The following is a 25,427-nucleotide window of genomic DNA, read 5'->3' as shown; positions in this document are numbered from 1 at the left end:
ACCCGCACCGACATCACCGACCCAGCTGACTAAACTGCCAGCAACCGTTCACAATTCGAACGCCGAAACCGTTCAGTTTTCGAGCGCCGCCGACAGTGTTCATCGGCGATACCGACATCACCGAGCTCTCCCTAGATGCTGTCACGCGGTTCCGCCGGCGCCACGTCGGCTTCGTGTTCCAGTCTTACAACCTCATTGGCCACCTGACCGTCGGTGAGAATATCCAGCTGCCGATGCTGCTCGATGGACGACGCCCCGACGTGCAGTGGCAGCAGACTCTCATCGACTCCGTCGGGCTGAGCGGCATGACTGAGCGGATGCCGAGCGAGTTGTCGGGAGGCCAGGCTCAGCGGGTTGCTATCGCTCGCGCGCTCATCACGAGGCCGACCGTCGTCTTCGCCGACGAGCCGACCGGTGCGCTCGACCGCCGCACTGGCGATCAAGTGCTCGAGGTGCTGCGCGGTGCGGCCAAACGGTTCATGCAGACGCTGGTTCTGGTTACCCACGACCCGCATGTCGCCGCCACCGCGGATGAAGTGCTTTTCCTGGCTGACGGACGACTCGCTGGCAAGCTCGTGGCGCCAACCTCGAGTCAGATCGCCGCCCGTCTCGTCGACCTGGGGCGATAGCACCATGTGGTCCTTCGCCCGCTCAGCAGTACGCGCTTATCGTGCAAGCCTCGTCGGTAGCTTCCTTATTGTGGTCTCGGCCGCCGCTCTGCTCACAGCGAATGGTGTGCTCATGGAGACCGGCCTTCGCGGCGACGCCCCTCTGCTCACTACTGCGGCCGCCTCGTTCGCGGGCACGGCGATCCTCGTTGTTCTCCTCGTCGTCGCCTCCACCTTCGCCTCGGCGTTGCGACAGCGGACCGCTCAATTTGCACTTCTCCGCGCCGTGGGTGCCACCCCGCGGCAGGTGCGCTCGATGGTCACGGCGGAGGTCGTCATCGTGTTCGCGCTCGCGGCGCCACTCGGCGCCATCCCGGGACTGTTTGCTGCGAATCTGCTCATGCCAGCATTGGTGTCTGGGGGTGTCGTGGCGGGCGGGCTCGATCTGGTGATCTCGCCACTTCCCGTGATCGGTGCGCTACTGCTGCTGTTTCCGACCGCGCTGATCGCAGGACGGCTCGCGACCCGCAAGACAACGAGGGTTAGCCCGACCGAGGCCGTTCGCGGTGGTTCGGCTGAGTCATCCGATCTTTCTGCCGCACGGCGGATCACGGCGCTCACGCTTCTCGCGTGCGGTCTCGTCGTTGCGGGTACGCCGTTCGTTGTGCCGGGCACGCTGGGTAGTGCTGCCGGAGCGATATCCGCATTCCTGATGCTCGCCGCCGCCGCGCTGGCAGGTCCGGCAATTGTCGGCGCGATCGCCCGACGGGCAGCGCGCGCCACACGCTCGTCGAGCAACGCGGCGGCCATGCTCGCGCTCGTGAATAGTCGCGGTTTCTCGCGTCGACTCACGGCAGCGATCATCCCGCTCGCCCTCTTCATGGCGCTCGGCACTGTGCAGACAGGGGTGAACGGCACTGTGGTGGATGCCGCGGGTATGCAGTTGCGTGCCGGTCTGGGGTCGGATGTCATCATCATCACTTCGCCCGACGGCGTAACAGCCGAGCAGGCAGAGGCCGTCGCATCCACTCCGGGTATCGACGCAGTGGTTGCCAGTTCGACGGTCCTCGCGGAGGTGAAGCTTGAGGGCGGCAACGCACCTGATTCTCTCTCGTGGGAGCAGACTGGCCTGCGCGCCGTGACCGGCAGCACTTCGCGACTGATCGATGTCGGTGTCACGGCCGGCTCGCTGGACGATCTCACCGCTGCCAACACGATCGCCGTGAGCGGCGACAGCCAGTTCGGCACAGGTAAGGGCGTCGGCGACACCGTGCAACTGCGCTTCGATGGAGGCGCCGAGATGTCGCGGACAATCGTGGCCGTCTATGACCGCGGTCTGGGATTCGGCGACTACATCATCAGCGAGTCGTCCGTGCCCGGCCCCAATAGGCCGGCGGTCGCTGATCAGGTGTTCGCGCTGGGGTCGGCAGATGTGTCCTCGCTCGGATTGCAGGCGGTGTCTGTCGACGATTACGTGGATGAAATCGTAAAGGGAGCGGCATCGCAGCAGCAACTGGGGGCGATCCTGTTGTTCGTGCTCATCTTCTTCATCGCGACCGCTGCGGCAAACACCCTCGTGATGCTCACCAGCGCGCGTAGGCCAGAGTTCGCCCTCCTGCGCCGTATCGGCACGACCCGCAGTCAGCTGACCGGGATGATCTCGATTGAGTCAGTGTTCGTCATGGCCACGGCCTTGGTGATCGGCACTCTCTCCGTGGTTCCGGCACTTGTGGGCGTGGCCTACGGCATGCTCGGCATCTTCTCGTTGGCGATCGACTGGCCAGTGTACGGAACACTAGCTGGCGCAGTCGTGCTGATCGCAACAGTGGGGATGCTCGTGCCCGCAATGGTGGGGACTCGAGGCCGGGCATGACCGAAACTGATCCAACACGAAAGCCCCTGGCCTACTGAACTGCTCCTCGGGAGTTGGACTGAGAAATTCAGTTCAACTCCCGAGGAGCAGTTGTATGTGCGTAAGAAGTTCGTTGTCGGTTCAGCAGCGCGAGGCGGCGGCAGCGTGGTTCGAGCGCGATTGGCGACAAAGCTGTCGCGACGAAGTTAGGCATGTCGCGGTGGCCGATCAAGCGCCTGTATCAGTGCTGGCAGATCAACGGTCGAGGAGCAGTGGCAATGAAACCCGCGAAGACGTCCTACTCGTTCGAGTTCAAGCTCGCAGTGGTCGGTCGGTTCTTCGCTGGGGAGGACGCGACCGAACTCGCACAAGCGCTGGCGCTCTTTTCACCGGTTCTGGTCAGGAACTGGGCGTCGACCGGCCGCTCGGAGTTCGAGGCAGGCACACTAAGGGTGACGGTGTGTCTCGCAGCCTCGCCGAGATCGCGAGACTGCCCGTCCGGCCATGGCTCTACGCAGAAGTCTTTACAGATCGAGATGACGTGTAAGGATCTGCCGCATCTTCTTACACGTTCGGGCGCTACTTCGATGCATCATGCTCGGCTGACCGCTTTCAGACCGGGGCGACTCAGTGAGCTCCTCCGTCGTCGGTCCAGACGTTTAGCTCGTTCATGAAGAGCTCGTCGAGCATAGGCGCCTCGTAGCGTCCGTTGGCAACGTCGTGACCGTTGCGGAAACTGAGCCCGGCCACGTGATGGTCTTCAACGATCCACCGCAACTCATAGCAGGCTCGATAGCTCGGCGGCCAGTAGGAGCAGAAGCGTCCCTCGGAATCGACGTGCCACTCTCCTTTAGTCGGTCGGCCTCTCTCGACATATGTGGTCCCGCCAGCGGCATCAAATGTCTGCGTCGATCCGTCTTCGTAGTGGAGTGGCCCCCTGGTCACCGCGTAGGGGATCTCCTTCGGTGAGACGGTGTCCTCATCCTTCATGGTTGGTTCCTCCCATGGTCTGCGGCATGCGACCGCGCTTGCGGGGTCGCATGCGGTTGTCATCAGACGACTGCCTCCTCGATGAGCTGGTAGATGTTCGCGCGGCGCAGGTCGGCAGCGTGGAAGACGAGCCCGTCGCCCCTCTCCGGCGGCTCCACTGCGACATGTCGCACGCACGTTGCGGCGAGATCTCGCTCCCGCTGCGACATGATGACAAGACCGATCACTGTTGTGTCGGAACCGACAGCGTTGGTTGCCGTCCCGCTGATGTCGCGAGTGACGTGTCTCGCGATGCGGTCGACACGTCGTCGAGAAGCGCCGTCGGCGCCTTCGAACGCCATCACAACCGTCCGGGGCATAACCTGGTGTAGGGCAGCAGTGACTTCCTGGCGGATCCGAGCGACCTCGGACCTCCGGGATCGAAAGCCAAGCATTCCTCTGATTCGGTACGCGGCCAGCACCAGCCGCTGGTCCTTGGCTGTGGGCATGTCGGACGCCAACGGGACCAGTGCAAGGAGGGCAGCGTCGTCCCCGATCCGGATCGAGCTCATCTCAGACATCGCGAGATCCGATCTGAGTCATCGGCCACGCCAACGCAAAATTGCTGCGCGAGAACTTAGTTGCAGCAGACAGTACGCCGCTCAGTCCTGCACTTCCGCCAGCATGCATCGTCAACCTTCGCAAAGAATCTTGGGTCACTGCGTCACGCCTTCCCGCGCGATTGGCGACCATGGCCGTCAGCCCGCATGCGGTTCGCGATCCACTGCAGCGACTACGAGTGAACGTGACCAGGCTCGTGCGCGTGGCTGTCGAGCTCGGCCCGGACGTGGTCCATGTCCAGCGCTCGAACCTGAGCGATCAGGTCCTCCAATGCCGGCTTCGGCAGTGCGCCTGCCTGGAAGAACACCCGGATCGAGTCACGGTAGACCGCCACGGTGGGCAGCGCACGGATTCCGGTGACCTGGGAGAGCTGGGTAGCGGCCTCCGTGTCTACCTTGCCGAACACAATGTCCGGATGCTCCTCAGAAGATGCCTCGTACACAGGCGCGAACGCCTTGCACGCCCCGCACCAGGTCGCCCAGAAGTCAAGGATGACGATCCCGTCGCGTCCTGTGATCTCCTGAAAGTTCTCGTCCGTAACTTCGATCGTCGCCATCTTCTAACCTCTCGCGTGACTCAAACATGACTGGACCTGATGGTCCGTTTTCAATCTTCGTCGATCATACGCCGATCCGCAGCTGAAAATGGGGAATGCCAGCACACTAATGGACCTATGGGGCCAGTGCGGATTCTTTGGGATCTCTCTCCTGATCGATAATGGCATCATGACGTCGCCTCTAGCTCCCACACACATCGACGGCCTTGTGCCCGACACGACGCACACGCCGTTTCTCGCGCGGACGGGCAGGGGTCGCAGCCTGAGAGTGATGTGCGGCGCCGTCAGACGTGGCGGCTACTTTGCTGGGCGTGGTTGATGCCGGGGTCATCAGAGGCTGCCGTCGAGGCCCCGGGCGGCGAGGTCTTTGATCAGAAAGCGGTCCGGCTGGCGAAGCGGGAGCGGCTGATCGCTGTCCGGACGGATGCCGCAGGAGGCGCTTACCCGGTGAACGTTCCGGTCACCGACACGATTCCCGAACTGCGTGCGCGGTTTGGAGCTCTTGAGGCCGGTGCAGAGACGGGGGTGACCGCCGCCGTCTCTGGCCGTATTGTTTTCAGTCGCAACACGGGCAAGCTGTGCTTTGCGACCCTGCAGTCCGGTGACGGCAGCCGCATTCAGGCGATGGTGTCGCTCGCGGTCGTCGGCGAGAAGTCGCTGCAGGCGTGGAAGGAGCTCGTCGATCTCGGCGACCATGTCTTCGTGTCGGGTCGGGTCCTCTCGAGCCGCCGCGGCGAGCTGTCGATCATGGTGTCGGAGTGGCGCATCGCGGCGAAGGCGATCCTTCCGCTGCCGAACATGTACTCGGAGCTCAGCGAGGAGAGTCGGGTGCGTAGTCGCTATCTGGATCTCATCGTGCGCGATCAGGCGCGCGTGACCGTGGTAGCCCGCGCCATGGTCAACTCGAGCCTGCGCACCACCCTCGCCGACCGCGGGTATCTCGAGGTTGAGACACCCATGCTGCAGGTGCAGCCGGGTGGCGCCAGCGCCCGCCCGTTTGTAACGCGCTCGAACGCATTCGACACCGACCTCTACCTGCGTATCTCCCCGGAGCTGTTCCTGAAGCGCGCTGTCGTCGGGGGCATCGACCGGGTGTTCGAGATCAACCGTAACTTTCGCAATGAGGGCGCCGACTCGACGCACAGCCCCGAGTTCGCGATGCTTGAGGCGTACGAGGCCTATAGCGACTACCAGAGCATCGCCGACCTTACCCAAGAGCTGATCCAGAACGCCGCGATCGCAGTCGCGGGTTCGACGACTGTGACATGGACGGACGGCACGGAGTTCTACCTCGGAGGTGAATGGGATCGCGTCTCAATGTATGAGTCGCTCTCGCAGGCCGCCGGCCGTGAGATTACGCCCGATACGTCGCTCGCCGAGCTACGTGCCCTCGCCGCGGTCGAAGGCGTCGAGGAGCCGGCGCACGTCATCCATGGCAAGCTCGTCGAGGAGTTGTGGGAGTACTTCGTCAAGGGCAACCTCGAGCGGCCCACGTTTGTGATGGACTTCCCGATCGATACAAGCCCGCTCGTGCGTGAGCACCGCTCGATCGCAGGCGTCGTCGAGAAGTGGGACCTGTATGTGCGAGGCTTTGAGCTCGCGACGGGCTATTCCGAGCTCGTCGACCCGGTCATCCAGCGTGAGCGCTTAGTCGAGCAGGCCAAGCTCTCTGCGCGTGGTGATGCCGAAGCGATGCTGATTGACGAGGAGTTCCTGCGGGCACTGGAGTATGGGATGCCGCCGACAGGCGGGATGGGGATGGGGATCGACCGGCTGCTCATCGCGATCACCGGGCTTGGCATCCGCGACACAGTCCTCTTTCCACTCGTCAAGTAGAGCGCACGCCTGCGCCGCGGGCGCGACGCATGGTTGACGTGTGTACTCGATTCCGGTGGACGCGGGTGGCGTTCGCGTCACGGGTCTGATCCCGCCCTGCGCGCATGCATCAGGCGGCCCTCTTGAGCTCTGGCTTGCAGGGCTCAAGTGCCAGCAAGCGACGCCAGTAGTCCGGCAAGTTCACCGTTACCGAATCATGGTCAAGTCTGGCGATCACGAGGTCTCGAGGACGTTCACCTATCGCGTGACGACAACCTTGCCGACGCTGTGGCCAGACTCCACTAGTTCGTGGGCTCGGCGCAGATTCTCGGGCGTAAAGCCGTCGAATCGGCTCGTAAGGGTGCTGACTATGCGACCGTCGTCAACCAGACGAGCTACGGCTTCCAAGAGTTTTCCCTGCTCGCCCATATCGGGCGTCTCGAACTTGGACCGGGTGAACATCCACTCTTGGTGCCAGGTGATGCTGGTTTGTACGAGCTTCGAGCTCGCAATCTGCGACGAGCTGTCAATCGTGGCGAGTTCGCCGAAGGGGACCAGCAGGTCCACGTAGGCATCGAAGTGGCGAGCGGTCTGCGGCGAGAATATCCAGCGAACTCCGTCAGGTGCGACTTCGCGCACCGCCGCGGCGAGATCGGTGGAGTGGTCGACGACGTGGTGAGCGCCCATCAACGTCGCGTACTCGATGGATTCCGGGCGGGACGCAGTCGCCACTATGGTCACGCCGGTGAGCTGTCGCGCGAGCTGTGTCAGAATCGATCCGACTCCGCCAGCGCCGCTGACCACGAGGAGGACCCCCGCGCTTGATTGGTCGAGGCGTAACTTGTCGAAGAGGGATTCCCAGGCCGTGATGGTCGTGAGGGGGAGGGCTGCCGACGCCGCGAAGTCAAGAGTGACGGGCTTGTGCCCGACGATCCGCTCGTCGACAGCGTGGTAGTCGGCGTCCGTGCCGTCGCGAGTAATGTCGCCGGCGTAGTAAACGTCGTCTCCGACCGCAAAACCAATTACATCGGAGCCCATCGCGACGACCGTGCCGGCCGCGTCGAATCCGAACAGCCCGGTCTGGCCAGCAGGCAGTCCGGCACGTCGCTTAGTGTCGACGGGATTCACGGAGACGGCCTCGACTCGCACGAGGAGGTCACGGGGACGGATCAGCGGAAGGGATCGTTCGACCTCTGTAAAGGCAGAGTCAGCCGCGATAGGGCCGTGCGAGACGATGAGCGCAGACATCCGAGAAGGAAGGTCGGGGGTGGTAGAGGATTGCTGATTCACGGTGTTTCGCTTTCTGAATCGCCTCGGGTTTACATGAGAGCGGGTTCTCCTAGTAGCGGCTGCAATTGAGATCTGATCTCCGGTCCTGCTTTTTCGAATCTCTCGATTGAGACGTCCGACCGGGTCTTGCAGACCACCTCAAAACTGGTCCACAAAGTCCAAAATTGCAGGCTTCTCCAACTAGTCTTGAGCAATGGCCACAATGACATGTTCCCGGATCGTCTCGATCGCCTCGGACTATCTCGACGGCGTACTCCACCCCGAGGAACGGGCAGAGGTTGACGCACACCTGGAAGGCTGCGACGCCTGCCCGCAGCACCTCGCCCAACTGCGGACCACCATCAAGATTCTGGCCGAACGACCAGATGTCGTGGTGCCTGACGAAATACGGCGTGTACTCGCCGAAACGTCTGCCAACGAATCTCTGGCTGATGTGGCAGCTCAGGCTGCAGCTGACCACACCGGGTACCTGCTCAGGCTCGCTCGGGCCTTCCGGCCCGAGGCGCCTCAAGACGCGATCCAGTCCACGTGGCTGCGCGCCCTGAACGAGGGTCCGGAAGCGTTCACCCGCGAACGCCTGACCCAGTTACTGCTAGTCCAAGGCGATAGTGACCCCGAAGTACGGTCCTGGAACGATCACGACGGCGGCGCAGATGCAACCGTCGAGCAACTTGATGCCGATGCCGACGAGGCCGAGTTGTTTTACCCCGCGTTCTACGGCGAGGGCCCCGACGCTGGGGCGTGGATCGACCAGCCCAACGCGTGGCCCGATCAAAACCGGATCCTCAGCCCGGAAACGGATCTGACAACCACCGAGTTGTACGGCGTCGTCGACGATGCGCTTGGCGACCTGAGCCCACTGCAGGCTACGACGGTCAGTTTGGTGGACTTCGAAGGTGTCAGCAGTGAGCGCGCAGCGACGACCCTCGGCGTCGGGGTCGTCGATCTCCGCCGTGCGCTGAACGCGGCCCGCAACCACCTCCGTGGTTCTCTGGACGGCTATTTGGTCACCGACACCTGAGCAAGCACGGGTCAGCTACCGGCTACCAGCACGCGGGGAGCGCACCTGACGGGTGTGACGGTGTCGATCAGGGTGATGACGGCCGGCGGTGGGTACCGGTATCTGTTGAACTCTGTCGTGATCGGTGATGGTGACCGTGATGCGGCGTCAGCGCTGACGCGCTACTACTTGGAGTCGGGCACACCGCCGGGCATATGGACAGGATCCGGGCTAATCGGACTCTCAGGCGGCGTGGCCACGGGTAGAGCGGTGAGTGAGGAGCAATTGCGGCGGTTGATGGGGTTCGGGCTGGACCCGAACTCTGGTGAGCCGTTGGGTCGTCCGTACCGGAAATTTGCGACTGCAACGGAACGAGTCAAGCGGCGCGTTGAGAAGTTCTCTGACACGCTTACCGACGAGGAGCGCGCCGCTCAGGTTGCGCTGATCGAGGCTGAAGAAGTGGGGAAGCCAACCGGTGCGCCAGTGGCGGGCTTCGATCTCACGTTCTCCGCACCAAAGTCCGTCTCCACCCTGTGGGCTGTGGCCGACGGTGGCACCCAGGCGCTCATTTCCCATGCGCACCACGCTGCGATGCACGATGTGATTGCGCTGTTGGAGCGCGATGTCGCGATGACCCGGGTAGGCGCAAAAGGGCCACGCGGCGCGGTCGCCCAGGTCGACGTTCAGGGCGTGATCGCGACCGCCTACGATCACTACGATTCCCGGGCGTTGGATCCGCAGCTCCACACCCACGTTGTCGTCGCGAATCGTGTGCAGGCCGCCGACGATGGGAAGTGGCGAACCCTCGACTCCCGCGCCCTGCACTCCGCGGTCACTGGCTTGTCCGAGTACTACAACGCTGTTTTGTCGGATCATCTCGCGCGCGGGGTTCGCGTGTCGTGGGAAGGGCGCGAACGCGGTGCGGGCAGGATGACGGTGTGGGAGATCGCCGGAGTGCCGCAGGAGTTGATGGACGAGTTCTCTTCCCGCACTCGTGACATCGAACGGGTCAAGGACCGTCTCGTCGATGGGTACGTCGCCAAGCACGGCCGTCAGCCTTCCCGGTCCCGGCTATGGCACATCCGCCAGCAAGCGACTCTCGAGACTCGTCCCGCGAAAGAATTGCACTCGCTCAGCGACCTCACCTCTGGGTGGCGGCGGCGGGCGTCCGCCTTCCTCGGCCGTGACGCCACCGGGTGGGCGCGTGAGCTCGTCCAGGCGGGCACGGACGAGGCATTGCTGCGCGCCGATGATCTCCCACTCGACGAGATCCAGCAGATCGCAGACGTCGTCGTCGCGAACGTCGCCGACCGACGCTCGACGTGGCGGCGGTGGAATCTTCACGCCGAGGCAGTCCGCCAGACCATGCCGCACCGATTCGCGTCCACCACCGACCGTGAAGCCGTCGTCGGGCTGATCGTCGACGCGGCTGAGACCGCCTCCCTGCGGCTCACACCGCCGGAGCTGGCGAGCAGTCCCACCGTGTTCCAGCGCCGCACGGACAGAACGAGCGTGTTCCGCCCGAAGGCATCCGCGGTGTATTCGTCCGAGAGTGTCCTCGCTGCCGAAGATCGTCTCCGTGCCGCCGCGCAGCAGCGCGATGCCCCGACCGTCCCGCTCGCGATGATCACTGCCGCCGCAGGAGCCCGACGGGGCAACAATCGTCTGCTCGGCGCAGACCAGGCCGACGCGATCGGGAGGATCGCAGTGTCCGGCCGGAGGTTGGACGTCCTGGTCGGGCCCGCCGGGGCGGGCAAGACCACGACGATGAAAGCGCTGCGTCGGGCGTGGGAGAAGCGGTATGGGAAAGGGTCCGTGGTCGGACTGGCTCCGTCTGCCGCGGCGGCGGCGGTCCTCGGGGAAGAGCTCGGGATCACGACGGAGAATACCGCGAAGTGGATCTATGAGCACCGGCAGGGCAACTGGGATCTGAAGGCACGCCAACTCGTCATCATCGACGAGGCCTCCCTCGCGGGCACCTTCGCGCTGGACCGGATCACGGCGCACGCCGTTGACGTGGGAGCGAAGGTCCTGCTGGTCGGCGACCACGCGCAGCTGCAAGCAGTCGACGCCGGTGGCGCGTTCGGGCTGCTTGTCCGCGACCGGGACGACGCCCCGGAATTACTGGACGTGAGGCGGTTCCGCAACGACTGGGAGAAGCAGGCTTCCCTCCAGCTCCGCCTCGGCGATACCGACGCGATCGACACCTATATCGCGCAAGAACGTGTCGTCGATGGCGCCCACGAACAGATCCTCGACACCGCCTACCGGGCATGGCTCGCCGACCGTACCGGCGGAAAGGTGTCGGTGCTCATCGCCGAGACGACGGACACCGTCACCGAGCTGAACGACCGTGCCCGCGGCGACCGGATCCTCATGAGAGAGGTCGACGAGGGCGGCGTCCGGCTGCGCGACGGTACCCGAGCATCCCGAGGTGACGTGATTATCACCCGACATAACGACCGCCGCCTCGCCCTCGGCCGGACATGGGTCAAGAACAACGACCGATGGCTCGTCACCGCCGCCCACGACGACGGGTCCCTCACCGTGCGACGAGAGCGATCGCGGTGGCGGACTGCGATCACCCTCCCTGCGGACTATGTCGCCAAGAATGTCGACCTCGGGTATGCGATCACCGCCCATCGCGCCCAAGGCGCCACCGTTGACACCGCCCACGCCGTTGTTCCTCCGGAGATGACCCGGGAAGCGCTCTACGTCGCGATGACCCGCGGCCGGGAAGCGAACACCGCCTACGTCGCGACCGACGAGCACCACCTCGAAGTGCATCAGCACCGCGACGACTTGCAGAACACGTCCCGCTCCATCCTGTATGGCATCTTGCAACACACCGGAGCCGAACTCTCCGCGCGTGAGACCATCACTGCGGAGCAGGAGGAGTGGGCATCGATCGCGCAGCTGGCGGGCGAGTACGACACGATCGCACAGGCCGCGCAGCACGACCGCTGGCTGGCACTGCTGCAGCAGGGCGGGCTCGACGAGACCACCATCGACGACCTCATCGACACCGATGCCTACGGGATCCTCGCGGCCGAACTGCGCCGGCTGGAAGCCGAAGGGCACGACATCGACACGCTCCTGCCTCGCGTCATCCAAGCCGGTGGCATGGCAGATGTCGAAGACCTTGGCACGCTGCTGCGCTACCGCGTCCAGGCCGTCGCCTCCCGCTACACCCCGCCGGCCCGGCGCCGCCAGTTCATCACGGGCCTCATCCCCAGAGCCGTCGGGGCGATGGATCCGCAGATGCAGCAAGCCCTCACCGAACGCGAGGAACTGATCACCGCGCGTGCCCGCACCCTCGCTCTCCAAGCACTCAGCGCACCGGAACCGTGGGTGTTGAAGCTCGGCTCGGCGCCGACCGACCCGGGCGTGGTAGCGGATCAGACCCGACTACTGGCCGTCGTTGTGGCCTACCGGGATCGCTATGGCATCACCACGGCCGGTGATGCGCTCGGCCCGATCCCGGACCGCGATGCGCAGCGCATCGACTACGAACGCGCCCGCGCCGCCGCCGCTGGGCTGCGCGACCAGACAGCCACAGCCACAAGTCCCGCGCCGCCGCCGTCTCGTGAGGCGACCGGCCGCAGCCTGTGACCACTGGGACTACCGATCGCCACCGGCCCGGCGTATCCTTGCCGTAGCGGCAGGAAGATAGTTGGGCTGAGTCGGATCTTCGGATCGGATGAGGCAGGGCCCCCTCTTCGGGAGGGGGAAGGATCGCGCATTTTGGGCCTCGCCGCACACCGATATCGGTTGTACCTGAAATGAGGACCCATGCTGATCCACTTGCTCTGGAGCCTGAGCATCCGCACCCGGCGTTTCCTGCGGACCTGGGCGCCCACCAACATCCTTCTTGACTGGTTCCGCAACCGTCTCTGGTCCGGCACCGTCGCCCTCCTCGTGCCCATCGGTGTCGCGTACCTCGCGGGCGCATGGGTGGTCACGGCCGTGATCGGTCAGGGCTGGCCGGAGTGGCTGTACCTGCTGTTCTTCCTGTTCCTGTGGAACGCGGGAAAATTCCTCTTCTTCCTCCCCGTCGAAGGGCTCAGAGCTCTCACTCACGCACCCCGTCGCGCAGCGGCTGCGGTTCGGTCCCGTCGTGAGCAGCGCCACGCTGCGCAGCGATCGCAGGCCCAGCCGGACGAGGTGCTCCGCTAGGCGCTCAAACGGCACGAAGCCGAGGACCGCACCGCTTCGACCGTTGAGGTGACGTCGGTGCGGGTGCGGCCCTACGCGTCGCGGTCCTGCTCCAGGCGGTACTCCCACTCCTCCGGTCGGACGATCTCGAGCTCGTCGAGGGCGAGGTCGGTCGTGTCGATGACGTACTCGCTCTCGCCGCGGGTGTCGTTGAAGTGCGCGAGCACTCGATCGCGGGGGACGTCCATCTCGAAGATCTGATGCCGGTGCCCGGCGACGGCGCCCACCCGCGTGGCGAACCAGTGTGCGCGTTCGAAGCTCGTTGTCCACGACATACCCAGCTCGTGCCCCTCGGTCGCGGCCCGATATACGGTCAACTGCTCGGGCAGCGTGGAACGCTCCCGCAGCTCATGCTCGTGAAGGTAGTGGTCGTCGGCACCGGCGAGCTCGAAGGCATACAGCCACACGTCGTAGTCGGCCGCGCGACCTGGCCATTCGCACGTCGTCCACGCATCCTCCAGGCCGAACCGTATCTGCTGCGGGTCCGTCAGTCGGTCCATCGCGATCGCGGTCAGCAGGAGCGCGGGCTTGTCGTTGCGCCCGGCACGAGCCGACAGGTCTTCCCACCTCATCGGCGGGGCCTGGTCCGCAACCCGGCCACGTATGAGGGCTCCTCTTGCCAGATCATGCGGATGAATCTCGTACATCCCGCGATCCTGCTCGTCTTGGGGCCCACCGGGCAGCGACTGATCCATAGCCAGAAGGTACGAGGGCGACGCGGTCTGGAGTGGCAGGTGCGACGAATGTTCACGCAAATAGGTCGGACGGCCCCCGGTAGTCCAGCTCGACGAAGCCTCCCACCCCGATCGCGGTGACTTTCAGTAGTCCCTGACGACGCGGATTCAGGTGCGCTGTCAGCACTCCGACTTGCCGGGCATCTGCTGCCTCGAGCACGGTTGTCTCGTCGGATTGGGAGATCGCTCGGTATGGCTCATCGGCGCTGGGCTGATAGCCAGAATTCCAACTCGCCGACGCCTTGTGCACTTCGTGAACCCACGTTCGCTGTCGGAGGGCGACAGTCCGAGTGGCGAAGCTCATCCACAACTCGCGGGTGGTCGGTGTGGGCCACGAGGCGTCCCTCGCCGCGGCTTGTGTTGCCTCGGAGATCATCCACTCGTGTAGGCCGCCGGGGGTTGTGAATGCGGCTTCGGTTGACTCTGCCGCGGCGAGCGATCCCGACCGGGAGGCGAAGCCTGCTCGCATCAGTGTCGACGCGGCCCTGTTGAGGGTGCCGGCTTCTACAGCAGCGACGCTCAGTCCGGTCTCGGGACTGGATAGGTCCCAGGGGAATGCGTCGGGGTTGGGGTGTGCTGCAGCTCGGACACGGACGGCCTCGAGTGCCCACGGGAGACGATACGCCAGGGTGTCTTCGATGAATTCAGCCGTTTCAAGGCTGTCGTCGGCCGCGATCTCTGCGACTGGGCGCCCTTGCAGCCATCCGACCAGGATGTCCTCCCAGTTGTCTGGTCGAGACTTCGGAGTGAATGGGAAGATATCCAGCACGATCCTGCCGAAACGGGTGATCGCGTCGACCGCTTCGTCGTCCATACCGAGTTGTATGGACGCTTCGGCGATTTGCAGGTGACGGTTGAGTTGCTCAGCGTTCGAATCGAGTTCCCGGCCGGTCGCGAGGCCAACGCCGGCCAGGTAATAGCCGCGCCGCTGATCCGGTGTGGTGCTCCGCCAGATAACTCCAGCTCGGGCTACGAGACCTGTTCGTAGGGCGTTGCGCACGGGTTCCTGGGAGCGAGCGATCGTCCGTGCCCATAGCGATGAAGCGAGAACTGCATCGAGCGCGGCGCCGAGATCCTGCTCCGTGACAGACGAGTCACTGAGCAGGCCGAGGATCGCACAATCCAGACTTGCGAGCTGGCCCGGCCAGGACTTCAGGGCTTCGCTCGTGGTCTCTTCGTCCTCGGCGGCGATCACTGGGAAGGACCAGTCGGCAAGCCCGGTCACGTACGCGGTGAACTCGTCCCAGTCGACCTGGCCGAGACTGTCGGACATCCTTTGGAGCATGGTGGACAGGAGTCGGACGAGTCCGCTCTGCATGTCCCGCAGCTGAGAATCTTCGACGAGCTGTTCCCAGTTCTGTCTTGCTCGTCGGGTGGGCTCGAACATCGGATGCACCACGAGTCCGGACGAATCGACGAATGCTCGTCCTGCCCGGCCAACGATATTGCGGAACTCGGCGGCGTCGATGATCTTCCGGTTGCGCCACAGACTGTGCACCACGAGCGAGCTCGCCGAGAGGTTCAGTCCTTGCGCCAGCGTGGGGGAGGAGATCGTGATCTTCAGCTCTCCCTGTTGCAGAAGCTTCTCGACTTCTCTGCGGTAGGGACCCGGCAGAGAGCCGTGATGGATGGCGACGCCCATGCGCAGGCAGGCAAGGAGAGGATGGTCGGCTCCGAACCATTCTTCGCCGATGCTGAGTGCGGTGTTCAGGACGGTCGGGTCGGCGTCGAAGACACTGTGGAGCGCGCCTTGCCGGGCCAGCTTGACGATCAGTTTGGCGAAGGCGTTGACAGAGGTCTTCAGCGGGCAGAACACCAGGACGGTCTGGCCGTCATCGACCAGGCGCCAGGCGGTGGCCAGCGTCAGCTCTTGCGCGTCTTTCGGGAACGGGAGCTTGCGTTGCTTGCTGGGGACGGTCTCCGCGGTGAGGAACCGGGGGACATAAGGTTCCTCACCGCCGACAGTGATGTTCAGCCTCGCGTTGTCTTCGCGCCAGACGACTTCCCCGTATCGGAGGATGGTGGGACGCCAGTCACTGCTGATCAGTCCGTCGGGTTCATCGTCTGTGAGCCAATCGACGAAATCCTTCACCTCGTCGCCCTCGGGCAGGATCGCTGAGAGGCAGATGATGCGACGAGTCTTCGCGTCGGGGCGGCGGAGGAGTCGCTGGATCTGGATCTCGTACCGCACTTCCCGCTCGTTCGCTCCGATCATGTGTCCCTCGTCGAGCACGATCAGCCCGACATCGTTGAGTAGATCCGGGTCGTTGCGGAGGGCGAAGTCGAGCTTCTCGGGAGTTGAGACCACAATGTCGCGCTCCTTGAGGATGCTCTCGTCGACATCGCTGACCCCGGTGGTGCCGTACAAGGATGAGATGGTCTTGCCGAGAGGGACGAAGGTGCGTTCCAGAGCGGTCTCGGTCTGTGCGGAGAGCGCCCGGAGCGGGGTGACGAACACCACTCGTTTGCCTACGGCGAGGGTCGCGAGGATGCACAGTTCGGCGATGCGGGTCTTGCCGGCGCTCGTGGGCAGGGATAGCACGAGGTTGTCTTGCGTGTTGAGCACCCGTGACGCGGCTTCCAGTTGGGAGGGCCAGAGGTCGATCTCGGAGCGTCGTCGGCGGAAGAGCGAGGCGATGAATGTGGCGCGCAGGCGATCCCAGTCGCCTGCGTTCCCGCTTCCAGGACCTGCTGGCAGGACCACGTGGAAGCTGGACTCCCACAGGCCCCGCAGCAGGTGGATCGCCAGCCGATGACACCACCACTGCGGCACCATGCTCAGGGCGGCCGCGCCGCGCATTCCCGCCTCGAGCCGTGCAATGGCGTCCGTGAGGAGAGCGGGCTCGCCACGTTCGAACGCCAGCATGGCCGCGCTGATCGCACCCATGAACGCGTCGGTCATCGCGGCATCGACGACATCCAGGACATCGACCCCGCCCTCAAGGTCATCATTCCCGTCACCCGGGTCGAGCGTGGAGCGCAACTCCTCGGCAAGGCTCGCATCCGCCGCCTTGTCATCCGCGCGGCTTCCGGAGACGAGCCTCGTCAGGGTGTCCAGATCCCGGAGCATGAGCAGCACCAAGCATCTCTCGGTGGGGGAGACATTCTGATCGTTGCGCGTCGCGGCCAGAAGTGAATAGGCCCGTGCTGAGAATCGGGCGAGATGAAAGCTAGCTGCGGCCACCACCCGATGAAAACCCAGTTCTGGCGTTATCTCCCCTCGGGCGATTACGGATTCGATCGCTGCCGCTGCGTTCTCGAATGCCTGCCGGGACACTTCGGCAGATCCCTCCAGTTCGCTCAGTTCCAGTCCGTGCTCCAGAAGCGCGTAACCGTAGGAGAGGAGATCGTGGCTCAGAAGGACGTCAAATGGGGGAGCGTCCTCCGGGAGAGCCCCATCGCGCCATATCATTGCGCGCGCTTCCCCGCGGGCCAGGAGTCGCCCACGGAAGCCCGCCGCCGTTGCCCGACCGATCGCGGTTTCGAGATCCTCAACGCGCCCGGGCATCACGGATCACCTTCTCGAAGACTCGACGGATGAACGCCTGGTGATCCGGGACCTGTAGCCCCACACCGAGGCGGCGGATCTTGCCCGTATATGCCTTGGTGTGACTCCGCAGCAATTTGAGAGGGTTGTTGCCGGAGAACGTGAACAGCAGATGCAATACATCGCCCGGACGGACGCGTCCACGAAGCTGGACGGCGAGGATCTTCACGTGCAGCTTCGTTTCGCCCATCTCGCGTAGACGCGCGGCGACGAACATGAGCGCGTGGGGTGTCGGCAGACCGTGTTCGCTCAGCAATGCTGTTTCTGCCTCGTCCAGTGTCGAAGTCGACAGACTCGCGCGACTCTTCGCCTCGCCCTTGAGGAACTCGAGCTTGTCGTCGTCCACCATGCGAACGCCGAGGAGATCGTCGCCGCGCATCGGCATATCGCGGCTGTCCTTCCACCGCAGGCGCGCGATCATGCGGTAGCCGAGCTCCCGCGCCACGTACTGAGTGCCGAGGATCTCCCCGAGTTCGCCCGACCGGGTCCGCTTGCTGACCGGTAGCTTTCCGTTGAGGACCTCTGCCGCCTCCGGCTTGCCGAGCTCGCGTAGCACGGTCGCGATCTCATCTGCAGACACGTAGTGACGGGGCACAGCAGCAGCGGCCCATGTCACCCCCGCCTTCACCGCAGCCTCGTCAGGCGGCACCATCCGCACAACTTTGTGAGAGCCGACGTCCTCCCGGGTGGTGGTCACCCACGTCTTAATCCGAGCCATCCGAACAATCCTCCAAAAGTGGCCAGGTCAAACGAATAATCCGGCCTGTGGGGCGCCTGAAATTGCGCATGGTGAGACATCGGCAGAGATGACTGCTCATTCGAGTTCCCATCGACGCGTCGATGGTTCCCACACGGCTTCGCCGTCGAGTCCGTCGATCACGGGATCAATGAACGCAACGACAGCGGCGATCGCATCGACGAACCGCTGTGGAAGTCCATGCACAGTCGATACCAGGCCGTTGCGGTAAGCGGCATACGTTGTTGCTCGCAGCGTTCCCAGACCTTCGGTGGCCTGCGACAGGGGAGTCAGTGCGACGCCACGGAAAGCCGCCGTCGCTTCGACCGCCGCGCGTACCGCATCGCAGCGCACGGCCTGCGTGCCGGTGAGGATGTGAATGTCGGCGAAGTCCCGCACGCGAGTGTTCGCCCGACCCAGGTCGATCGCGGTGACCAGCTTCTCGGCCAGCACCGTTTCGATCGGGTAACCCAAGATTCGAATCGGTGCAACATCTGGCCGCAGCGCAGGCAGCTCCACCAGGCGAGGTGCCGGGGTCACTGGGTCTCCGAAATTGATATCGAGACGCAGCTTCACCTGGGCGGTGGCAAGCTGCGCGCCCATCGTTACCCGAACGCCCGAGTAGAGCGCGTCGTCACGGATCACCGCGGTCGTCACCGTGTCGGGAAGGAACTCCACACCGTCGTCCGGATCCTCAAGCGACGCGATCTCGGCGACACGCTCGGCGACCGTCGCCTCGTCAGATGCCATGTTCCTCGCCAGCGCGTCCGCATCGACGGTGGGACGACGAGTTCCGAAGGACGCCAGCAGCATCCCGCCCTTGAGAACAAAGTCATCCGCGTACGACGAGTGGGACAGGCGCGCCAGCCACCGTTCCACGACATACATCGTCAGCAGCTCCTGTGTGCCACGTTTCTCCCGGCGGGCACGGTTCTGCAAATCCAGATACGCGCGTCCTGCCGCACTGTCTCGCGTCGGCCGGCTCACCGGGCGCTCGCGACGTCGAGAGCAGCACGCACCGGCCCGAACGTGCCCAGCGCCTCCGCATACTCCAGAAGCAGCGCGGGTCGCGCCCCACGGGAAGATAGATAGCGGTTGAGAGCGGCATGCGCGGTCGGCTCGCCAAGTCGACGGCGGAAGCGCATGAGATCCACCACCGTGCGCGCCGCGTCGTAGATCCGCACCGCCTCACCGGGCCCCGCCTCGAACGACGACAGGCCGAGCTCGAACGTGGTCTCCTCGAAGCGGAACACGGTCACTGGCGGGTAGTCGATCACAGGGGTGTGCGAGCGTTTCGGCACCGCGATCTGCACCGCGGGCGGCATCTCGTCGGTCAACTCGTGGAGCGCAGCCGCCGACACGCAGCACACGATCGCCCGCGGCGACCGATACGCGACCGCCAGCACATCCGGATACGACGCCGGTGGTGCGTCCGCGCGGCGAAACACGCCGCGGGAGAGCTCCACGATCTGCCCCGCATCCCGCCACGCATAGAGGTCACGCGGATGCACCCCCTGCGCCCGCGCCGTCTCCGTCGTGAACGTCAACGGCAAGCCCTCACCGATCGCCTTCATGGACAAAATCCTTGCACACAACAGGCCACTGTGTGCGTATTTTATCCGAGCCGAGTGTTGCCGCTCGACCCTGCGCGGCGACGGGGAAGCGGTCTCGCCCGAGCAGACTGGACGGATGTGTACTGAGCACCATCCCAATAGTCCTCACCGATCTGCATCCTTTTCCAGAGGGTCCCGACGCTACGCAACCGGTGCGCTCCGCAGAAAGGGGGACGTCGTTCGTGGCTAGGCCCCGCACCCCGATCGGCACCCACGGGGTCATCGCGCACCGAAGGCTTCCCGGCGGTCGGCACGAGGCCCGCACACGCTACCGTGACTGGGACGGCAAGAGCCGCCACGTCCAATGCACCGCCGATACCCGGCCGGCCGCGGAACGAGAGCTCAAGAAGAAGCTCTCCGAGCGGTCCCTGTTCCATCCCGGCTTCACCGGGATGAGCGCCGACAGCTCGTTCCCCGCACTCGTGGACTACTGGCTCGAGGACATGGAAATCGAGGACAGGCTCTCGCCCACCACCAGACAGCTCTACGAGCGGAACATGCGCACCCTGGTGCTGCCCTTCTTCACAGACCTAACCCTCCGAGAGATCGGCGTTTCCCGCTGCGACCACTACCTCAAGCAGCTCGCCAAGCTCAGCTACAACCGAGCACGCCAAGCACGCGTCGTGCTGCGCCTCGCCCTCGGCCTGGCCGTGCGGCACGAGATCATCGCACGCAACCCGATGGACTACGTCTCCCGGCTACGCCGACCACCGCGCATCCCTGACTCCTTCACCCCAGAGGAAATCAAGAGCATCCGCGCCGCGATCCGCAAGTGGGAGCAGCGCGAGATCCTCGCCGGACCCCGACCCGACGAGCAACTTGGGCACATCGTCGAGGTGATGCTCGGCACCTCCGCACGCATCGGTGAGGTCCCTGCAATACGCCTACAGGACCTCGACCTCACCGGCCCGATCCCGACGGTGCGGATCGCCGGCACGATCGTCAGCCGTCGCGGCGAGCCCACCCACCGGCAAGACCATCCCAAGACCGCCCGCTCAGTGCGGCGCGTCGCGCTCCCCGCTTTCGTCTTGCGCGCCGTGCGTGCCCGCCTCCAGCGGGTATCGAGCATCGATCCTGACGAGTTGCTGTTTTCCACGCGGGCAGGGACGCCGTTCACCACGAACAACGTGCGCCGCCGTCTGCGCGACATCATGGACAAGGCCGGCATCGCCGGCGTCACCCCGCACCGCTTCCGACGAACTGGTGCGACGACGATCAACGATGCCGCCGGCATCAACCTCGCCGCCGATCTGCTCGGCCACTCAGACCCGATCATCACCCTGCAGCACTACGTGCGGCGCAACGAGGCCGTCAACCCCGCTACCGCCGACTACCTTGAGGAAGCCTTCGGGTTGGCGAGCTAACCGACTACCGAACCCAATCTCGGTCCAGGTCCCGCGCCGCGTCGCCCGGGCTGGGCAGGGGTGAGGAACCCGGCCCCGCGTGCGGCGGCGATCCAGTCGCGGACTGTGGCCTCGGGGCGAGCGAACCGTGCCGACATTCGGCGCAACAGACCGGCGCCCGCGATGGCTTCCTCCAGATAGGCGTGCGCGACAGCTTCCAGCAGGTCGTCCGGCAGTGGCGGGCGCCCGCGCTTGGTTTGTCGGGCAGCTTCCACGGCTGACTCCAGCGCTGAGGTCTCCTCCGAGGTGAGCTCGTCCGGGCCTCGGTCATTACCCATCAGCACCATCACTCCCTCGGTGCGCCATTCCTCCTGAGCGAGACGCTGCTGCGCCAGAGCGATGATGCGGCCCAGCGGGATCCGCCTGAGCAGATCGCTCGTGATCAACTGGCGGGACTCGGCCTCGCCAACCTCGTCCTCCCCAGCTGGTGCGGTGTCATCGATGAAATCGCCCCACTGGTCGAAGTATCCCCACGATGTTCGGAAGAGCTCAAGTTCGGCGATCTCAAGGCCCTTCCCGCGGTTGATCAATATCCCGTAAACGATCACCGGGAACTCCTTCGATCGGAACACGAAGTCGCTGACGTAGTCCTTGCCGCGGGACCGCTCCTTCAGATAGAGCTCCAGACGCTGTGCCTGAGGAACGAACTCGTCCTCGTCGTCGGACTCCTGCCGCTCCCAGCCGGGCTCGAACATCGAGCCCTTGAACAGATCGGCCAGCTGCCGATCGCGACTGCGCTCGTAGGATAGATCGCGAACAGCCGGGTGGTCGGCCCGGAGCCGCTGCTCGTCCTCCGGAGCATCAGGGTTGACGAAGTCATCGGGACCGAATTCGGGGCGCGGTGTCATAGAACCACCGTAAATCAGCATGTACGCGAACAAAATGGAAAAACATACCGACTTGGTCAGCAGGGATACTCGGCAAGTCCGGCCATCGATCTATGGCTCCGCACGAGAGAATCAGTTCGTGAACGAGGACGACCAGATCGCGATGCAGGTACTCGCCGACACCCTCTTCGGCAAGGGGTGGAGCCGCGCGCTGCCCGCGAGCATGATTGAGGTCTTCACACAGATCCTCTTCGAGCAACCGCCCACGCGCGCCGAACTCGATGCCCGCCTTCGACAGTCCCGGCACTCCCCGGAAGGGCTCGACTCGTCAGCGTGGGAGCCTCTTCACGACTGGACTGACGAAGAGATCGCACGGCTGGACGAGGACTTCGGACAGCCAGACGATGAGCCGCGCGCCGCGTCTGAGCTGAACGCGAAGGAAGCTGCCCAACGCGAGATTGACCTTGCGACGTTCGAGCGCTACCTCGCCGCGAAAGAGGTCCCCGTCGCACACACGATCGGTGCTCTCCTAGACCTTCTCATCGCATGTGACGTGGTTAACATTGACGACAGCGGCATGCACTCGATCAACCCGCTAGCGCCTTTACCTGGCGAGGCTCTGCCCCTCGATGCCGATGAAGCCGTTCTGCAGGACAGCATGCGATGGGAACGACTGCACGAAGCCACCGCTCAGGAGATCATCCACCTCTTCCGTCCCGAAGGAGCGGAGGTCGACCACCTGCTCACCGACCTCGGCCAGCTTGCCAAGCACCTCGACCAAGACCCCGAAGACGTCCGCAGCGCCCTCCTTGCCCTGCTCGGCAACGGCGACTTCTCCGCCGGTGTCAACATCGAGACAGTCACCGTGCACGACTCCTTCATTCTGCGCATCGACTGGGAGGCGTTCCGCGCCTCACGCATCTCGATCCGCCACGGAAGCCCAAACGCCGACTGAGCCCGCACGAACGCAGTCCCGCTGAGGCCGCCGCCTTCCGTCTCGCGACTCGAGGACAGTCCAGCTCTGAATGAACCTCGCCATCTCGCGCGAGTCGGGTGCGCCGGGAAGAAGCCGTCGACCTCGCACAGCGGGGTGCTTGGAGGAAGCCCCCGGGTAGCGGGCCGACGCAGGGACCCATCCACCCACAGATCCCGGTCACCGGGCTCTCGCCGCGTGTCGAGATGGTGGGTGGAGCCTGCAATGGGAACATCGAACTGAACCCAATCAAATGACGGGTGTCACTTTCATGTGCCGCCCTCCAAACAAGGAGGGCGACAAGCTCACTGTCGCCTCGCCTCAAACGAGCGTGAGGAGGCGCCATGACAGCCACAGAGGATCTCCGTGGACGGCTTTGGTCCGACGAGCCATCCAAGATCGACTTCCTCGCAGCGCGCGCGATCGCGGAAACCGTGTCTGACGCCGTCCTCGACGATGCGCTCGATCCGCTGGCAATCGGCCTCTCCGGCCCCTGGGGTAGCGGCAAGACAACTGTCCTTGAGCTCATCAAGGCGGACCTCGACGCTCGCAGCGAATCCGAGAAGGCCAAGATTCTCACGGTGCGCACGGACCCCTGGCGTTACGACCCCTCGGTCGGAGCAAAGGAAAGCCTGATCGGTGAGGTCCTCGACGCCATCGCCGCGGAGCTCGCGGAACGTCTCGTCGGCGTAGACGAGTCCAAGAGCGCCAAGATCAAGAAGCTGCTGAAGAAGCTCTCCGATCGCATCGACTGGGCGAAGGCCGTGAAACTCGCAGCCAAGTCCTCACTCACATTGCAGATTCCGGGAATTGACGACGTCCTGGGGTTGATACGAGAACCCAGCAAGGACGGGGACAACGGTAAGGACGAACCGCGCGGGCTTGCTGGCTTCAAAACAGAGTTCACCGAACTGCTGGGATCCGACGAACTTGCTCACGTTCGTCGGATCGCAGTGCTGGTCGATGATCTTGACCGGTGCCTTGTCGACACTGTGGTTGAGACGTTGGAGGCAATACGCCTCTTCCTCAGCGTCGAAGGCATGGCGTTCGTCATCGCGGCGGATGAGGACAGGGTCGCCGACGCGATTCGTACCAGGCTGCCCGAGTGGACCATGCCGACTGAGCGTGACGGGGGCGAGGACGCGCTGCCCACGGAGTCGCCGTCCAAGCTGTACTTGCACAAGATCGTACAGACCACGGTTCCGTTACCGGCCCTCGGCGCCTTCGACACCGAGTCCTACGTGCTGCTGCTCCAGCTACAGAACCGCATTGACAGTCGCTTCACTGACAATCAACTTCAAGGAATCATCGCCGAGTGTCAACGACTTCGGGCGGTCGGGGCGCTCGATGATCTCAAGGCGCCCGACGGGCTCGATGTGCAGCAGGAGCTATCCTTCGCTCGACGACTGACCACGATCCTCTACGAGAAGTTGCGCGGAAACCCGCGGCGCATCAAACGCTTCCTCAACGACCTGAACATCCGACGTTCGATCGCGGCGCGGCGCGGAATCGAGCTGGAGTTCGATGTCGTCGCCAAACTCATGGTGCTCGAGGTTCTGTTGCCAGATCAGTTCCAGGCGGTCTTGTCCTGGCTCCGCACTGGCGAACTTCGCGATCGTCTCGAAGCACTGGAGACGCAGGCTAACCGGCCGAAGCAGGAGAGTCCGATCGAGTCCGACGGTACTGATGGGAGAAATGAGCCGATCGCACCGGAGGCGATCGGTGAGTCCACCGACACGGACCTCGACGATGAAGCTGATGACAAAACGGAGGTGGATGCAACAGTTGCGCCGAGCTCCTTGACCAGCGTCGCACCGCACTTCGCTGATGACATGATTCGTTGGGCGAAGCTACCGCCCGATCTGCACGACCTTGATTTGAGCCCATATCTTCACCTCGCGGCATCGTTCCGGGGCGATCTACTTGTCAGCGCCGAACTGTCCCAGCACCTCCGCGATCTTGCTGCGCAGCTGGCGTCGACACGGACCGTGGATCGGCGCCAACTCACAGACGACAGCCTCCGAGCGCTCACGATCGACGACGTGAGCCAACTTGTGCGTCACCTCGCATTGCGCGCCCGTGACCGCGTTCAGGAGCAACGCGGCGCGGTCTCGGGAATCGTTCGGCTCGCGGGCATTCATCCGTTTGCGCAGTCCGCTGCTCTCGACGCGTTCCGTCGTCTTCCGGCGTCCGATCTGCAACCAGGCACCGCCGTGATCCTCGCGGGCACCGACATCCCCGGGATCAAGGACGTAATCAACGGTCTTGCAGCGAGGCTGCCGGACGGCAACATCAAGAAGGCACTCACAACGCCTCCGCCCAAGGGAGGACAACACTAGTGGGCACGAAAGGCTCTTACTCCGGCAGTCCCGCTGGCGGTGAGGTTCGCGACGGCCTCGACGACTGGCTCGCCAGCCTTCCAGGCGCGGGTGGCGCACCACCGCCAACAGGTGACGGCCAGGCCCAACCCACATTGCTTTCACCGCTGAAGCCGTCCTCGAACACGCCTGCGGGTCGCGTGCTTCCCGCGGCAAGGCTCTTCAGCTCATCGCGCGGAGGAGGAGCTTCCGCCCGCGGACGTCGCAGCACCGACTCACTCACGCGCTCAGTCTCCGGCTCCGCACGATCAGCCGGTCGAGGTGCCGCCGCGGCGTATGCGTACCGCACA

Annotated in this window: 19 protein-coding genes; 9 read left to right on the top strand and 10 right to left on the bottom strand. The window is 64.4% G+C overall.

The window, feature by feature from the left end; genetic code table 11:
* The first annotated feature begins 95 nt into the window (after window positions 1-95).
* Both ACWIDW_RS04335 and ACWIDW_RS04330 read left to right on the top strand, forming a co-directional pair.
* Window positions 96-629, top strand: coding sequence for an ABC transporter ATP-binding protein (locus ACWIDW_RS04335; RefSeq protein ID WP_454123212.1), 534 nt, complete (start codon window positions 96-98; stop codon window positions 627-629).
* 112 nt (window positions 630-741) lie between these two features.
* A complete protein-coding gene (locus tag ACWIDW_RS04330) occupies window positions 742-2,481 on the top strand; it encodes an FtsX-like permease family protein (protein ID WP_454123211.1) in 1,740 nt (579 codons plus the stop codon).
* A 606-nt stretch (window positions 2,482-3,087) separates the two neighbouring features.
* Here ACWIDW_RS04330 and ACWIDW_RS04325 read toward each other — a convergent pair.
* From ACWIDW_RS04325 to ACWIDW_RS04315, 3 genes are all read right to left on the bottom strand, one after another.
* Window positions 3,088-3,450: a hypothetical protein gene (locus ACWIDW_RS04325; protein WP_454123209.1), complete on the bottom strand. Its 363-nt coding sequence runs from the start codon at window positions 3,448-3,450 to the stop codon at window positions 3,088-3,090.
* A 62-nt stretch (window positions 3,451-3,512) separates the two neighbouring features.
* Complete coding sequence (locus ACWIDW_RS04320) at window positions 3,513-4,010, bottom strand: hypothetical protein (protein ID WP_454123207.1); 498 nt, start codon at window positions 4,008-4,010, stop codon at window positions 3,513-3,515.
* A gap of 212 nt (window positions 4,011-4,222) precedes the next feature.
* Complete coding sequence (locus ACWIDW_RS04315) at window positions 4,223-4,606, bottom strand: thioredoxin family protein (RefSeq protein WP_454123205.1); 384 nt, start codon at window positions 4,604-4,606, stop codon at window positions 4,223-4,225.
* A gap of 318 nt (window positions 4,607-4,924) precedes the next feature.
* On the opposite strand from ACWIDW_RS04315, the gene lysS reads away from it, so the two are divergent.
* Entirely contained in the window at window positions 4,925-6,442 is a 1,518-nt protein-coding gene (lysS, locus tag ACWIDW_RS04310) for a lysine--tRNA ligase (RefSeq protein ID WP_454123203.1), read from the top strand.
* A 237-nt stretch (window positions 6,443-6,679) separates the two neighbouring features.
* Here lysS and ACWIDW_RS04305 read toward each other — a convergent pair whose 3' ends face one another.
* Window positions 6,680-7,669, bottom strand: a complete 990-nt coding sequence (locus tag ACWIDW_RS04305) for a zinc-binding alcohol dehydrogenase family protein (protein WP_454123201.1) — start codon at window positions 7,667-7,669, stop codon at window positions 6,680-6,682.
* A 235-nt stretch (window positions 7,670-7,904) separates the two neighbouring features.
* On the opposite strand from ACWIDW_RS04305, the gene ACWIDW_RS04300 reads away from it, so the two are divergent.
* The 3 genes from ACWIDW_RS04300 to ACWIDW_RS04290 all read left to right on the top strand — a co-directional run bounded on the left by ACWIDW_RS04300 (window position 7,905) and on the right by ACWIDW_RS04290 (window position 12,887).
* Window positions 7,905-8,732: a zf-HC2 domain-containing protein gene (locus tag ACWIDW_RS04300; protein WP_454123199.1), complete on the top strand. Its 828-nt coding sequence runs from the start codon at window positions 7,905-7,907 to the stop codon at window positions 8,730-8,732.
* 75 nt (window positions 8,733-8,807) lie between these two features.
* Complete coding sequence (mobF, locus tag ACWIDW_RS04295) at window positions 8,808-12,323, top strand: MobF family relaxase (RefSeq protein ID WP_454123258.1); 3,516 nt, start codon at window positions 8,808-8,810, stop codon at window positions 12,321-12,323.
* A 180-nt stretch (window positions 12,324-12,503) separates the two neighbouring features.
* Window positions 12,504-12,887, top strand: coding sequence for a sulfate permease (locus ACWIDW_RS04290; RefSeq protein ID WP_454123198.1), 384 nt, complete (start codon window positions 12,504-12,506; stop codon window positions 12,885-12,887).
* 71 nt (window positions 12,888-12,958) lie between these two features.
* Here ACWIDW_RS04290 and ACWIDW_RS04285 read toward each other — a convergent pair whose 3' ends face one another.
* The 5 genes from ACWIDW_RS04285 to ACWIDW_RS04265 form a co-directional block, all read right to left on the bottom strand.
* The gene (locus tag ACWIDW_RS04285) at window positions 12,959-13,498 is read right to left on the bottom strand and encodes a hypothetical protein (RefSeq protein ID WP_454123197.1); all 540 of its coding nucleotides are present in this window, start codon (window positions 13,496-13,498) and stop codon (window positions 12,959-12,961) included.
* 175 nt (window positions 13,499-13,673) lie between these two features.
* A complete protein-coding gene (locus ACWIDW_RS04280) occupies window positions 13,674-17,168 on the bottom strand; it encodes a DEAD/DEAH box helicase (RefSeq protein WP_454123256.1) in 3,495 nt (1,164 codons plus the stop codon).
* Window positions 17,152-17,859: a Hachiman antiphage defense system protein HamA gene (locus ACWIDW_RS04275; RefSeq protein WP_454123195.1), complete on the bottom strand. Its 708-nt coding sequence runs from the start codon at window positions 17,857-17,859 to the stop codon at window positions 17,152-17,154. The genes ACWIDW_RS04280 and ACWIDW_RS04275 overlap by 17 nt, the downstream gene beginning before the upstream one ends.
* Window positions 17,860-18,021: 162 nt before the next feature.
* The gene (locus ACWIDW_RS04270) at window positions 18,022-18,930 is read right to left on the bottom strand and encodes a nucleotidyl transferase AbiEii/AbiGii toxin family protein (protein WP_454123193.1); all 909 of its coding nucleotides are present in this window, start codon (window positions 18,928-18,930) and stop codon (window positions 18,022-18,024) included.
* Entirely contained in the window at window positions 18,927-19,517 is a 591-nt protein-coding gene (locus tag ACWIDW_RS04265) for a type IV toxin-antitoxin system AbiEi family antitoxin domain-containing protein (RefSeq protein ID WP_454123192.1), read from the bottom strand. The genes ACWIDW_RS04270 and ACWIDW_RS04265 overlap by 4 nt, the downstream gene beginning before the upstream one ends.
* Window positions 19,518-19,948: 431 nt before the next feature.
* On the opposite strand from ACWIDW_RS04265, the gene ACWIDW_RS04260 reads away from it, so the two are divergent.
* Window positions 19,949-20,920, top strand: coding sequence for a tyrosine-type recombinase/integrase (locus ACWIDW_RS04260; RefSeq protein ID WP_454123191.1), 972 nt, complete (start codon window positions 19,949-19,951; stop codon window positions 20,918-20,920).
* Here ACWIDW_RS04260 and ACWIDW_RS04255 read toward each other — a convergent pair.
* Window positions 20,917-21,807 carry a hypothetical protein gene (locus ACWIDW_RS04255; protein WP_454123189.1) on the bottom strand — a complete coding sequence of 297 codons (891 nt, stop codon included), beginning with the start codon at window positions 21,805-21,807 and terminating at the stop codon, window positions 20,917-20,919. The genes ACWIDW_RS04260 and ACWIDW_RS04255 overlap by 4 nt on opposite strands.
* Window positions 21,808-21,925: 118 nt before the next feature.
* On the opposite strand from ACWIDW_RS04255, the gene ACWIDW_RS04250 reads away from it, so the two are divergent.
* A complete protein-coding gene (locus tag ACWIDW_RS04250) occupies window positions 21,926-22,741 on the top strand; it encodes a DUF6042 family protein (RefSeq protein WP_454123188.1) in 816 nt (271 codons plus the stop codon).
* A gap of 362 nt (window positions 22,742-23,103) precedes the next feature.
* On the top strand, window positions 23,104-25,098 hold the full coding sequence (locus ACWIDW_RS04245; protein WP_454123186.1) for a KAP family P-loop NTPase fold protein: 1,995 nt from the start codon (window positions 23,104-23,106) through the stop codon (window positions 25,096-25,098).
* Window positions 25,099-25,427 lie beyond the last annotated feature (329 nt).

The sequence above is a fragment of the Microbacterium sp. NPDC055312 genome (genome assembly GCF_053645675.1).
Note: the sequence above shows the minus strand (reverse complement) of the source record. Positions and strands in the feature narration are given on the sequence as shown.

Excerpts from the sequence above, each read along its gene's own strand:
- ACWIDW_RS04330 (WP_454123211.1), top strand. The coding sequence starts at position 742 with ATGGAGACCGGCCTTCGCGGCGACGCCCCTCTGCTCACTACTGCGGCC.
- ACWIDW_RS04325 (WP_454123209.1), bottom strand. The coding sequence starts at position 3,450 with ATGAAGGATGAGGACACCGTCTCACCGAAGGAGATCCCCTACGCGGTG.
- ACWIDW_RS04320 (WP_454123207.1), bottom strand. The coding sequence starts at position 4,010 with ATGTCTGAGATGAGCTCGATCCGGATCGGGGACGACGCTGCCCTCCTT.
- ACWIDW_RS04315 (WP_454123205.1), bottom strand. The coding sequence starts at position 4,606 with ATGGCGACGATCGAAGTTACGGACGAGAACTTTCAGGAGATCACAGGA.
- lysS (WP_454123203.1), top strand. The coding sequence starts at position 4,925 with ATGCCGGGGTCATCAGAGGCTGCCGTCGAGGCCCCGGGCGGCGAGGTC.
- ACWIDW_RS04305 (WP_454123201.1), bottom strand. The coding sequence starts at position 7,669 with ATGTCTGCGCTCATCGTCTCGCACGGCCCTATCGCGGCTGACTCTGCC.
- ACWIDW_RS04300 (WP_454123199.1), top strand. The coding sequence starts at position 7,905 with ATGGCCACAATGACATGTTCCCGGATCGTCTCGATCGCCTCGGACTAT.
- mobF (WP_454123258.1), top strand. The coding sequence starts at position 8,808 with ATGACGGCCGGCGGTGGGTACCGGTATCTGTTGAACTCTGTCGTGATC.
- ACWIDW_RS04290 (WP_454123198.1), top strand. The coding sequence starts at position 12,504 with ATGCTGATCCACTTGCTCTGGAGCCTGAGCATCCGCACCCGGCGTTTC.
- ACWIDW_RS04285 (WP_454123197.1), bottom strand. The coding sequence starts at position 13,498 with ATGAGGTGGGAAGACCTGTCGGCTCGTGCCGGGCGCAACGACAAGCCC.
- ACWIDW_RS04280 (WP_454123256.1), bottom strand. The coding sequence starts at position 17,168 with ATGCCCGGGCGCGTTGAGGATCTCGAAACCGCGATCGGTCGGGCAACG.
- ACWIDW_RS04275 (WP_454123195.1), bottom strand. The coding sequence starts at position 17,859 with ATGGTGCCGCCTGACGAGGCTGCGGTGAAGGCGGGGGTGACATGGGCC.
- ACWIDW_RS04265 (WP_454123192.1), bottom strand. The coding sequence starts at position 19,517 with ATGAAGGCGATCGGTGAGGGCTTGCCGTTGACGTTCACGACGGAGACG.
- ACWIDW_RS04260 (WP_454123191.1), top strand. The coding sequence starts at position 19,949 with ATGAGCGCCGACAGCTCGTTCCCCGCACTCGTGGACTACTGGCTCGAG.
- ACWIDW_RS04255 (WP_454123189.1), bottom strand. The coding sequence starts at position 21,807 with ATGACACCGCGCCCCGAATTCGGTCCCGATGACTTCGTCAACCCTGAT.
- ACWIDW_RS04245 (WP_454123186.1), top strand. The coding sequence starts at position 23,104 with ATGACAGCCACAGAGGATCTCCGTGGACGGCTTTGGTCCGACGAGCCA.